Annotated in this window: 13 protein-coding genes; 6 read left to right on the forward strand and 7 right to left on the reverse strand. The window is 66.8% G+C overall.

Going from position 1 to position 11,291, the window contains the following annotated elements; all coding sequences use genetic code 11:
- Positions 1-55: 55 nt before the first annotated feature.
- The gene (gene secB, locus BW981_RS20745; RefSeq protein ID WP_076442686.1) at positions 56-553 is read right to left on the reverse strand and encodes a protein-export chaperone SecB; all 498 of its coding nucleotides are present in this window, start codon (positions 551-553) and stop codon (positions 56-58) included.
- 250 nt (positions 554-803) lie between these two features.
- On the opposite strand from secB, the gene BW981_RS20750 reads away from it, so the two are divergent.
- The 5 genes from BW981_RS20750 (at position 804) to BW981_RS20770 (ending at position 4,716) form a co-directional block, all read left to right on the forward strand.
- A complete protein-coding gene (locus BW981_RS20750; protein ID WP_076442688.1) occupies positions 804-1,532 on the forward strand; it encodes a Tim44/TimA family putative adaptor protein in 729 nt (242 codons plus the stop codon).
- A complete protein-coding gene (locus tag BW981_RS20755) occupies positions 1,529-2,698 on the forward strand; it encodes a murein transglycosylase A (RefSeq protein WP_083712542.1) in 1,170 nt (389 codons plus the stop codon). The genes BW981_RS20750 and BW981_RS20755 overlap by 4 nt, the downstream gene beginning before the upstream one ends.
- Positions 2,699-2,723: 25 nt before the next feature.
- Complete coding sequence (locus BW981_RS20760) at positions 2,724-3,260, forward strand: Smr/MutS family protein (protein ID WP_348521419.1); 537 nt, start codon at positions 2,724-2,726, stop codon at positions 3,258-3,260.
- Positions 3,257-3,631, forward strand: coding sequence for a helix-turn-helix domain-containing protein (locus tag BW981_RS20765; RefSeq protein ID WP_076442692.1), 375 nt, complete (start codon positions 3,257-3,259; stop codon positions 3,629-3,631). Before BW981_RS20760 ends, BW981_RS20765 begins: the two co-directional genes overlap by 4 nt.
- 86 nt (positions 3,632-3,717) lie before the next feature.
- Positions 3,718-4,716, forward strand: coding sequence for an adenosine kinase (locus BW981_RS20770; protein WP_076442694.1), 999 nt, complete (start codon positions 3,718-3,720; stop codon positions 4,714-4,716).
- A 125-nt stretch (positions 4,717-4,841) separates the two neighbouring features.
- Here BW981_RS20770 and BW981_RS20775 read toward each other — a convergent pair whose 3' ends face one another.
- The 5 genes from BW981_RS20775 to BW981_RS20795 form a co-directional block, all read right to left on the reverse strand.
- A complete protein-coding gene (locus tag BW981_RS20775) occupies positions 4,842-5,477 on the reverse strand; it encodes a pyridoxamine 5'-phosphate oxidase family protein (protein ID WP_076442696.1) in 636 nt (211 codons plus the stop codon).
- A 64-nt stretch (positions 5,478-5,541) separates the two neighbouring features.
- Positions 5,542-6,309 carry an alpha/beta fold hydrolase gene (locus tag BW981_RS20780; RefSeq protein ID WP_076442698.1) on the reverse strand — a complete coding sequence of 256 codons (768 nt, stop codon included), beginning with the start codon at positions 6,307-6,309 and terminating at the stop codon, positions 5,542-5,544.
- 155 nt (positions 6,310-6,464) lie between these two features.
- Positions 6,465-8,636, reverse strand: coding sequence for a polyribonucleotide nucleotidyltransferase (gene pnp / locus BW981_RS20785; protein ID WP_076442700.1), 2,172 nt, complete (start codon positions 8,634-8,636; stop codon positions 6,465-6,467).
- A gap of 256 nt (positions 8,637-8,892) precedes the next feature.
- Positions 8,893-9,162 (reverse strand): 30S ribosomal protein S15, encoded by a 270-nt coding sequence (rpsO, locus tag BW981_RS20790; RefSeq protein WP_076442702.1) that lies wholly within the window; start codon positions 9,160-9,162, stop codon positions 8,893-8,895.
- A 216-nt stretch (positions 9,163-9,378) separates the two neighbouring features.
- Positions 9,379-9,750, reverse strand: a complete 372-nt coding sequence (locus BW981_RS20795) for a winged helix-turn-helix transcriptional regulator (protein WP_210188715.1) — start codon at positions 9,748-9,750, stop codon at positions 9,379-9,381.
- Positions 9,751-9,873: 123 nt separating this feature from the next.
- On the opposite strand from BW981_RS20795, the gene BW981_RS20800 reads away from it, so the two are divergent.
- Positions 9,874-10,485, forward strand: coding sequence for an NAD(P)-dependent oxidoreductase (locus BW981_RS20800; RefSeq protein WP_076442704.1), 612 nt, complete (start codon positions 9,874-9,876; stop codon positions 10,483-10,485).
- A 74-nt stretch (positions 10,486-10,559) separates the two neighbouring features.
- Here the strand turns inward: BW981_RS20800 and BW981_RS23195 are convergent, their stop codons facing one another.
- On the reverse strand, positions 10,560-10,910 hold the full coding sequence (locus tag BW981_RS23195) for an Atu4866 domain-containing protein (protein WP_076442706.1): 351 nt from the start codon (positions 10,908-10,910) through the stop codon (positions 10,560-10,562).
- Positions 10,911-11,291: the final 381 nt, after the last annotated feature.

Genomic DNA, 11,291 nt, shown 5'->3' on the forward strand with positions numbered 1-11,291 from the left:
ACGAAAAAGGGCCCCGATGGGGCCCTTGACGCATTCGATCGCGATCGACGCCGGATCAGGCCGTCCCGCTGGCCTGCATGTCCTGCATGTCCTGCAGGTTCTGGTGATAGAGCGCCGCGAAGTCGATCGGCGGCACGTAGAAGGGCGGGAAACCGCCGCCCTGAACCGCCTCGGCGATGATCTGGCGGGCAAAGGGGAAGAGCAGGCGTGCGCAGTCGATGACCAGCACGGGGTGGATATGCTCCTGCGGGATGTTCTGCAGGCGAAAGACGCCGCCATAGCTCAGATCGAAGGCAAAGACGGTCTCGCCATTGATCTCGGCACGGCCGTCGAGCTTGAGCACCGTCTCGTAGTCGGTATCGCCGAGCGGCGTCGTGCTGACATTCACCTGCAGCGACATTTGCGGGCCCTGCTGGGCCTCCTGCTGGGCGAGCACGCGCGGTGCCTTGGGATTCTCGAAGGAGAAATCCTTGGTGTACTGGATCAGGGCGTTGAGGCTCGGCGCCGCATTCGCGGCATCGGTGCCATTGCCGTTGGGAAGTTCGTTGGCCATCGGTCCGCTCTGTTCCTGGCAGGCTGTCTGGGAATCCCGCGCCGTTTCCGTCGCCGGGATGCGCTTTGCTCTCCGGCGCACCGCGCGTCGGCTATCATGGACGGAAAGGTGGCACAAGAAGCTGCCTTCACAAGGGCAGGGGTGGATGTTACGAGCCAGTCTTACCATATGACGCCGAGACGGCCGGCAATCGGCGATCGGGCGGCCGTCTGCACCATGACAATCACGGGGAGCCGCGGGACCGCCTTCGATGCAAAATTCCTTCGACATGACGACGCTGATCTTCCTGGCTCTGGCGGTGTTCGTCGCCTGGAAGCTGCGCTCGGTCCTCGGCCAGAAGACCGGCAGCGAGCAGCCGCCGAAGGACCCCTTCGCCCGCCGCGAGGCGCCGCCCATGCGGCCCGACCAGCAGGGCCAGGGGCCCGAGCAGCGCGACAACGTCATTCGCCTGCCAGGCGCGGCCAACGATCCCGTCGCCGCTCCGCCCTCCTCCGAGCGCTGGAAGGACATAGCCCCGCCGGACAGCCCGCTCGCGGCCGGCATCGACGCGGTCATCAAGCAGGAGCCCTCCTTCGATCCGCGCGATTTCCTCGCGGGGGCGAAGTCCGCCTATGAGACGATCGTCACGGCCTTTGCCCGCGGGGACCGCAAGACCCTGAAGGGACTCCTTGCCAAGGAGGTCTATGACGGCTTCGAACAGGCCATCACCGATCGCGAGAAGCGCGGCGAGAAGGCCGAGTCGAACTTCGTCTCGCTCGACAAGGCCGAGCTTGCAGCCGTCGAGGTCAAGGGCAAGACCGCGCAGGTCACGATCGCCTTCGTTTCCCAGCTCATCAGCGTCACGCGCGATGCTCAGGGCGCCGTTGTCGACGGCAGCGCCGACCAGGTGGTCGTGGTCAACGATATCTGGACCTTCTCGCGCCAGCTCGGCAGCCGCGACCCGAACTGGCTCCTGGTCGCCACTGAAGCCGGGGCGTGAACGATGGGCGCGCCAGGGCTTTTCTGGCGTCGCTGCTGTTCTGCCTCATCCCGATGACGGCCTTAGCGTCCTCCCCGTTTCCGCTGCCTCGAGGGGTGCATGCCGAGGACGTCCCGCCGCGGGACCTGCCCGGCTGGCTGCAGGATGACCAGGCCGCGGCCTTCGCGATCTTCGCCGAAGGCTGCATGGCCGACCCGCCGCTGCGCGAGGGGGTGACACCTCCCCCGATTCTCGAGGCGGCCTGCACTCGCGCCAGGGCGCTGGCGGCCGCAGGCCCCGTCGATCGCGAAGCCGGCCGGCGCTTCTTCGAGGATAATTTCCGCTTTCTGCGCATCCGGCCGGCGCAGGGCGAGACGGGCTTCATGACCGGCTATTTCGAGCCGGAATTCGAAGGTTCGCTCACCCGCTCGGATGCGTTCCCGACGCCGCTCTATGATCGGCCGAAGGATCTGGTCACGCGGCACCCAGGCGAGACATGGCCGGGACTCGCTCCGGAGCTTTCCGCCGCCCGCCGCACCGAGAGGGGGCTTGAAGCCTTTCCCGACCGCGCCGCGATCGACGACGGTGCCCTCGAAGGCCAAGGGCTGGAAATTCTCTGGCTGCGCGATCCGGTCGATCGCTTCGTGCTGCAGGTGCAGGGCTCCGGCCGCATCCGCCTGCCGGACGGCTCCGTCACCCGGCTTGTCTATTCCGGCCGCAACGGCCTGCCCTACACCTCGCTCGGCCGCGTGCTGAGCCAGCGCGAGGCCATCCCGCCCGAACAGATGACGATGGACCGGCTGGTGGCGCGGCTGAAGGCCGACGCCGGCTTCGCGCGCGAGTTGATCCGGCTCAACCGCTCCTTCGTCTTCTTCACCCGCCGCGACGACCTGCCGGCAGAGGCCGGGCCGATCGGCGGCGCCGGGCTGCCGCTGACGCCGCTGCGCAGCGTCGCCATCGACCGCTCGATCTGGCCCTACGGCCTCCCCGTCTGGATCGATGCGAAGATCCCCGATGGACAGGGCCGCGAGGCACCCTTCGCGCGTCTGACGATCGCGCAGGACACCGGCTCCGCCATTCTGGGACCGGCAAGGCTGGACCTTTTCATCGGCTCGGGGGCCGCCGCCGGGCACCGCGCGGGGCTGATTCGCCACCCGACGTCCTTCATCGTGCTCTGGCCGCGCTGAGATGCGCTCGCGCCGGGGCAGAACGTTGAGCGAGGCCGATATCGCCCTGTGGCGCCAGGTCGCGCGGACGGTGAAGCCGCTGCCCGGACGAGCGCCGATCGAGCCCGATCCGGCTCCCCCGGCCGTGGACATGCCGCAACCCGTCGCCGCTCCGCTGGCGGCTGTCGCGGCACATCCGAAGCCCAAGGCCAGCGCGCCCTTGCCACTGGCGCCGATCGAACGGCGCTTGCGGACACAGCTCCGGCGCGGGCAGCAGGACATTGAGGCCTCGATCGACCTGCACGGCATGCGCCAGGATGAGGCACATTTCGCGCTGCATGCGTTCCTGCGCCGCGAGCAGGCGCGCGGCACCCGCATGGCGCTGGTGGTGACCGGCAAGGGCGGGGCGGGGCCAGTGCTGTTCGGGGAGGAGCGCGGCGTGCTGCGTCGCATGGTGCCGCATTGGCTGCGCCATGCCGAACTGCGCCCCTTGGTGCTGGCTTTCGAGGAAGCCGAGCAGCGCCATGGCGGCTCCGGGGCGCTCTATATCCGCCTGCGCCGGCTCAAGGGGCATGGCCCGTGACGCCCTTCGGACGGCGCGTCCGGGAACTGCGGGAGCGCCGCGGCATCACGCTGGCGCAGATGGCGGAAGGTCTCGGCGTAACGCCGGCCTATCTCTCGGCGCTGGAGCACGGCAAGCGCGGCCGCCCGACCTTTACCCTGATCCAGGGGGCGATCCATCTGCTCGGCGTCATCTGGGACGAGGCCGACGAGCTCGTGCGCCTCGCCGACCTCTCGCATCCCCGCGTGACCGTCGATACGGCCGGCCTCGATGCCGAGGCGACGCTGTTCGCCAACCGGCTGGCCCGCGAGATCGCGGATCTCGGAGCCGAGGATCTGCGCCGGCTCGGCGCCGTCCTCGACGAGGCGGAACAGCGCCGCGCTCCCCCTTGACCGAGTCGGCTTGACCGGCCCGCTTGCGGATGCGACAGGGCCGCCACCCTTTGCCGGCGCCAGCGCCGCTCATCCCCGGACCCGCCATGACCCAGACCCGCACGGACGTCCTCGCTCTCGGCAACGCCATCGTCGATGTTCTTGCCTCGGCCGAGGAGGATTTTCTCGCCGCGCAGAAGCTGACAAAGGGCGCGATGATGCTGATCGACGAGGTCCGCGCCGAGCAGCTCTATGCGGCGATGGGCCCGGCCCGGATCATCTCGGGCGGCTCCGCCGCGAACACCATCGCCGGCCTCGCCTCCTTCGGCGGCAAGGGTGCCTTCATCGGCAAGGTCCGCGGTGACGAGCTGGGCAAGCTCTACCGCCATGACCTGACCTCGCTGGGCGTCGCCTTTGGCACGGCCGATGCGACGGAGGGCCCCGCCACGGCGCGCTCCTTCATCATCGTCACGCCCGATGGCGAGCGCACGATGAACACCTATCTCGGCGCCTGCCAGGGCCTTTCCGTGGCGGATGTCGACCAGAAGGCGGTCGAGGCTGCCGACATCGTCTATCTCGAAGGCTACCTCTGGGATCCGCCGGCGGCGAAGGATGCCTTCCGCAAGGCCTCGGAGATCGCCCACAAGGCTGGCGGCAAGGTGGCGATCACGCTCTCCGATTCCTTTTGCGTCGACCGCTATCGCGACGAATTCGTCGGGCTGATCCGCAAGCGCATGGTCGATCTCGTCTTCGCCAACGAGCACGAGCTCAAGAGCCTCTACGAGACCTCGGATTTCGACACGGCCCTGTCCTGGCTCCGCTCGGAGAACATCCTCGCCGTGGTCACCCGCTCCGAGAAGGGCGCACTGGCGGTGACGCCGGACGGCATCGTCGAGGAACCGGTCTTCCCGGTCGAGCGCGTCGTCGATGCGACGGGCGCCGGCGACCTCTTCGCCGCCGGCTTCCTCTTTGGCCTGACATCGGGCCGCGAGACGCGCGATTGCCTGCGTCTGGGCGCGCTCGCCGCCGCCGAGATCATCAGCCATGTCGGCGCGCGGCCGGATATCAGCCTGAAGACGCTGGCGGGGAACGAAGGGCTGCTCTGAAGCTCGCCGTCATTCTCGGGCGAAGCGAAGCGCAGACCCGAGAATCTCTTGCAAGACGAGGCGCGTGCCCCTGCGCCTCAGCTGTGACGGGATGCTCGGGTCAAGCCCGAGCATGACGAGGCGCCTCAATACAGCGTCGCCTTCACCCGCTCCGGCAGCGCCTTGTCGTAAGCCTCGCCGTCGAAGGTCTCGACTGCCGCATCGCGCGCCGTGATGTCGCGCAGGATCGTGCCCGCGCTCGGCACCACGCCCCGCGCGACATGCTTTGCCGGATTCCACAGCTCGGCCCGCACCACCGCGCGCGAGCACTGGAAGTAGACGCTCTCCACCTTGACCACGATGACGCAGGCGGGGAGCTTGCCAGCCATCTCGAAGCGCCTGCACAACTCAGGGTCGCTGGACAGCACCGCAACTCCGTTGACGCGCAGCGTCTCGCCGTAACCGGGGATCAGGAAGAGCATTCCGATTCGCGGATCGAACAGGATATTCTTCAACGAATCCAGTCGGTTATTGCCTCTTCGGTCGGGAATTAGCAGCGTTTTCGCGTCCCGGACCATGACAAAGCCCGGCTGATCCCCGCGCGGCGAACAATCCAGACCGTCCGGACCATTGGTGGCGAGCACGAAAAAAGGCGAGGCGGCGATCAGCGCGGCATAGTTCGCGTCGACATGGTCGATCTCCTTGGCAATCGAAGCCGGCGCGATCGGGTTGGGATAGAGCGCCGCGAGCTGGTCGGGCGAGGTGATCTGGTGTTGGGACATGCTGCCTCCCAAGGACAGGATAAGTCTAGACTATCAAATCCGACCTCGCGCGCCACCTGCCAACTCAAGCCAACGAGTCAGAAATCGCCATCGCAAGGCCCGATGGATTCTCCACCGCCATCGAATGACCGGCGGCAGCAACGATGCGGACCGACACTCCGGCTTCAGGCAGGCCCTCCGTATCGGCGTAAGGCAAGGATCGCTCGCCGACGATCAGGCTGCGCGGGACGTCGAGTCCCATCAGCAGATCGCGCCAACTCGGATCGCTGCCGGCTACCAACGACGTTGCGGCGCGATACACGGCTAAGGGCGCGCTGACCGCCATCGAGGCGGCCCAGACGTCGCTGCCGTCCTTGCGGCTGGACTCGGTCACTGCGCGATGGCCGGCCGCCACATAAGCGGCCTCCGGATTCGCCGCGAGCCGGCGGCTGAAGACACCGCCGCCGGGCACCAGGTTGGGTTCGCCGACGACGAGCCGGCGCAGGCGGCCTTGCAAACGCATGGCGGCCTCGATCGCAATCGCGCCGCCCATGCTATGCCCGAAGAGATCGACCGCCGGCAGGTCGAGTTGCTCGACCAGCGCGACGACGCAGGCGGCATGATCAGCGACGGTGTAGCCGAATTGCTGCGGACGATCGCTGAAGCCCGAGCCGAGGAGATCGACCAGCAGCATCCTCCGCCCGGTCAGAACCGGATCAGAGGCCACGGCAGGGTAATCGCAGGATGACGCGCAGCCGAGCCCGTGGATGACGACCAGCGGCGTGCCGTCGCCCGGAAGATCGTGATAGCGCATCCGGCTGTCATCGGTGCCGGGAATGAGAATGGACTTCATCGTCCGCCTTCCGGTGAAATCGCTGGCCTTTTGTCATGAGTCCTGTCGGCGCGCGGCAGCAGCAGCGATATGTCTCGGTAAGCAAAACGCCCCGCATCGTCAGATGCGGGGCGTTTCATGCTTCACGTCAAGCTCACCGCTTCACAGGCGGGCGATCACTCGGCCTGCTGCTTCTCGCGGCTCTTCTCGGCGTCGCGCTGGGCCTTGAGCTTCTCGGTGAGATCTTCGCCGGTGGCCTGGTCGACGACCTTCATCGAGAGGCGGATCTTGCCGCGCTCGTCCTGGCCGAGGAACTTGACCTTGACCTTGTCGCCTTCCTTGACGACGTCCGAGACCTTCTGGACGCGATTCGGGGCCAGCTCCGAAATATGAACCAGGCCGTCCTTGGCGCCGAAGAAGTTCACGAAGGCGCCGAACTCCATGATCTTGACGACGGTGCCGTCATAGATCACGCCGACTTCGGCTTCCGACACGATCGACTTGATCCACTTGATCGCAGCTTCGATCGACTTGCCGTCGGCCGAGGCGATCTTGATGGTGCCGTCGTCCTCGATGTTGACCTTCGCGCCGGTCTTCTCGACGATCTCGCGGATGACCTTGCCGCCGGAGCCGATGACTTCGCGGATCTTGTCGACCGGGATCTTCATCGTCTCGATGCGCGGGGCGAACTCGCCGAGCTGGCCGCGCGCCGTCGCGAGCGCCTTGTTCATCTCGCCGAGGATGTGGTCGCGACCGCCCTTGGCCTGGCCGAGGGCGACCTTCATGATCTCCTCGGTGATGCCGGCGATCTTGATGTCCATCTGCAGCGAGGTGATGCCGTCGGCGGTGCCGGCGACCTTGAAGTCCATGTCGCCGAGATGGTCCTCGTCGCCGAGGATGTCGGACAGCACGGCAAAGCGCTCACCCTCGAGGATGAGGCCCATGGCGATGCCCGCCACCGGCGCCTTCAGCGGCACGCCGGCATCCATCAGCGCCAGTGAGGTGCCGCAGACGGTGGCCATCGAGGACGAGCCGTTCGACTCGGTGATCTCCGAGACGACACGGAGCGTGTAGGGGAACTCCGACTTCGCCGGCAGCATCGGGTGGATGGCGCGCCAGGCGAGCTTGCCGTGGCCGATCTCGCGGCGGCCGGGCGAGCCCATGCGGCCGGTCTCGCCGACCGAGTAGGGCGGGAAGTTGTAGTGCAGCAGGAAGGTCTCCTTGTAGGTGCCTTCCAGCGAGTCGATGAACTGCTCGTCGTCGCCGGTGCCGAGCGTGGTCACGACCAGCGCCTGCGTCTCGCCGCGGGTGAACAATGCCGAGCCGTGCGTGCGCGGCAGGACGCCCGCTTCCGCCACGATCGGGCGCACGGTCTTGCCGTCGCGGCCGTCAATGCGGATCCCGTCGTCGAGGATGTTCCAGCGCACGATCTTGGCCTGGGCTTCCTTGAACTGGACGCCGACCTTGTCCTTGCTAAAAGTCGAGACGCCGTCCGGAGCGTCGGAGACGAGGGCGGCGAGAACCTTAGCCTTGACGGCATCGACCGCCTTGTAGCGCTCGGCCTTGGCGGTGATCTTGTAGGCGGCGCGCAGCTCGGCCTCGCCCACCTTCATGATCGCGTCGAGGATGGCCGAATCATCCGGCGGGTTGAAGGCGCGCGGCTCCTTGGCGGCCTTCTCGGCCAGGCGGATGATGGCGTCGATCACCGGCTGGAAATGCTTGTGGCCGAACATCACGGCGCCGAGCATGATTTCCTCGGAAAGCTCCTTGGCCTCCGACTCGACCATCATCACGGCGTCCTGCGTGCCGGCGACGACGAGGTCGAGCACCGACTCCTTCATCTCCTCGATGGTGGGGTTCAGCTTGTAGGCGCCGTCGATATAGCCGACGCGGGCGCCGCCGATCGGGCCCATGAAGGGCACGCCGGAGAGGGTGAGCGCCGCCGAGGTCGCGACCATCGCCAGGATGTCGGGATCGTTCTCGAGGTCATGCTGCAGGACCGTCACGACGACCTGCGTGTCGTTCTTGTACCCTTCGACGAAGAGCGGGCGGATCGGCCGGTCGATCAGGCGGGAGACCAGCGTCTCCTTCTCGCTCGGGCGGCCTTCGCGCTTGAAATAGCCGCCGGGAATGCGGCCGGCGGCGAAGGTCTTCTCCTGGTAGTTCACGGTCAGCGGGAAGAAGTCGAAGCCGGGCTTGGGCTCCTTGGCCGAGACCACGGTCGCGAGCAGGACGGTCTCGCCATAGGTGGCCATCACCGCGCCGTCCGCCTGGCGGGCGACCTTGCCGGTCTCGAGGACGAGCTTGCGGCCGCCCCAGATCAGTTCTTCGGTTTGGATGTCGAACATGGATATCGTCTTTCGGTCGGTTCGACCCGCTTGGCGCGTTCAGGCCCATGGGCAAGACGGCCGAACGCTCGGAGGACAGGCGCACCCGAGCGCTCGGCGATCCTGCCATGGACGTCATTCGGCGCCCGGCGGGTCAGACGGGAGCCGCCCCATGCGGCTGCCGCGTCGGAAGGGGGCGGCCGTCGGACGGCGGTCCCCAAAAAGGGAGCCCGCCCGGAGCGGAGCGCACCGGGCGGAAATCATCTTCGATCGGCGATCAGCGGCGGATGCCGAGGCGCTCGATCAGGCTCTTGTAGCGGCCTTCGTCCTTGCTCTTGAGATAGTCGAGCAGCGAACGGCGCTGCGAGACCATCTTGAGCAGGCCGCGGCGCGAATGGTTGTCCTTCGCGTGCGACTTGAAGTGGCCGGTGAGGTTGTTGATGCGCTCGGTCAGGACAGCGACCTGGACTTCCGGCGAGCCGGTGTCGTTCGGCTTGGTGGCGTATTCCTGGAGCAGCGCGGTCTTGCGCTCGGCGGTGATCGACATCGGGATATCCTCGTGTTGGGGTTGATCTGGCGGGCCTGGCCGGGATGTCGTCCAGCGAGGTCCGAAGCCCGCGAGCGCCTCATCGTGGAAGCGTCGCGCAGCCGGTCCGTTTCGGGCCGGATGGGCGGCATATACACGAAATTGCGGGAAAGGCCAGCGTTGCCCGTTGACAGCGTCCCGCGCGGATCGCAGGGACGCTGCGTCTGGACGGGCCGGCTAGGCCTCCGTTCCACCGCGATCGTAACGTCGCTGCGCCGCCTCGATCTCGCCGATATGCGTCTCGGCCCAGATCGTCAGATGGTTGACGGTCGACGACAGTGTCCGCCCCAGTTCGGTCAGCGAGTACTCGACGGTCACGGGCACGGTCGCAAAGACCTCACGCCGCACCAGTCCGTCCCGCTCCAGGCTCTTCAGGGTCTGAGACAGCATCTTCTGCGAGATGTTTTCGATCCGGCGCCTGAGTTCGTTGAAGCGCAGCGTCCCCTCTTCGAGCGCGATCAGGATCAGCACGGCCCAGCTGTCGCCGATCCGGTCAAGGACACGCCGCGTCGGGCACAGGGCGGCGAAGGCGTCTGGGCGTTTCAGCATGGCGGTTTCCCGGAAGTGACCATGTCGCGTGAAAGTGCCTTCTTTACGGGAAGCATGGGCAAGGACACATAAGCTCCATTCGATAGTAGGTATCGAATAGATACTATCAAAGGAGTATCCGGAATGAAAGTTGCCCTGATCGGCGCCAGCGGCTTCATCGGCTCGCGGCTGCTGGCCGAGCTCTCCAGCCGCGGCCATGCCGTGACCGCCATCGTCCGCAACCCGGGGAAGGTTGCTGCGCTGCCGGGCGTCACCGCCGTCGCGGGCGACATCTTCGACAAGGACCGTCTGGCCAGCCTGCTTGCCGGCCATCAAGCGGCGATCAGTGCCGTGCATTTCATGGCGAGCGATGCGCAGGCCCTTCTCGGCGCGGTGAAGCAATCGGGGGTGCCGCGCTATCTCGTGGTCGGCGGGGCCGGCAGCCTCGAGGTCGCGCCGGGCGTGAAGCTGTTCGATACGCCGGACTTCCCCCAAGCCTATTACGACGAAGCCAAGAAGGGCGGGGACTTTCTGGACCTGCTTCAGCAGGAGGAGACGCTGGACTGGACCTTCCTGTCGCCCTCGGCCGTCATTCATCCGGGCGATCGCACTGGCACGTTCCGGCTCGGCACCGACCGGTTGCTGGTCGACGACAAGGGCAACAGCGCCATCTCGGCCGAGGATTATGCGATCGCGCTGGTCGACGAGCTGGAAAAGCCTGCCCATCGCCGCCGCCGTTTCACTGTCGGCTACTGAACTCGTCGGACCCTGAACGACAACGGCCCCGCCTCCGGAGGGAGGCGGGGCCGTCTCATGTCTGGATCGTTGTCTCAGGCCTTGCGGAAGCGCTTGTCGCCGATGCTGAGCGTGCCGCGCTTGAGCTTGCCGAGCGCGACCCATCCGGCTTCGCCCTCGAAATAGAGCTTCGAGCGATCGACCGCATAGCGGCCGAGATGCTCGGCACCGAGAGCGGGTTTCTTCTTCTTGAACTGCCCGTTGGGGCTGAGATCGATCAGGATGCTGCCATCCTCGGTTTTCCAGATGCCGATGGCGGCCTGCTCGAACGGCGTCGGTGCGCCGCTGTCGGCAAGATCGATTTCGAGGGGTCGGGTCGGGCGGCTGCCCGGCGCGAAGCCGGAGGCGAACTGTCCGAGAGCGTGAAGGACCTGGGTGAGCGGCATGGCTTCATCTCCCTGTCTGCGACGGACGACGCCGCTTGCCGCAGGCATCCTTTGGACGCTGCGAGCCAAGCGGCGAAGCATCCGCATGCCTCGTCGGGAGGCAGGGGATGGCCGTCGTGAAATGGTTGCAAAGGGGCGATGCGGGCGCCGAAGCGCGGGCATCTGCAGCAGAGATAGGCTACAGGAAGCCCCTCGCAAGGGAGCGATGTCAAAAAAGCGGCGCCCTTTCGGGCGCCGCTTCAATTCTGGCTTCGGATGATCGGAGTCTCAGAACTCTTCCCATCCGTGGTCCTGGGCGCGGCCGGCTGGGGAGGCTTTCGCGGGAGCTGCGGCCCTGGCGGGAGCTGCGGCCTTGGTCTGTGCGAAGGCGGCTTCGGCGAG

The sequence above is a fragment of the Allobosea sp. TND4EK4 genome (assembly GCF_900156025.1).
Taxonomy (GTDB): Bacteria; Pseudomonadota; Alphaproteobacteria; order Rhizobiales; family Beijerinckiaceae; genus Allobosea.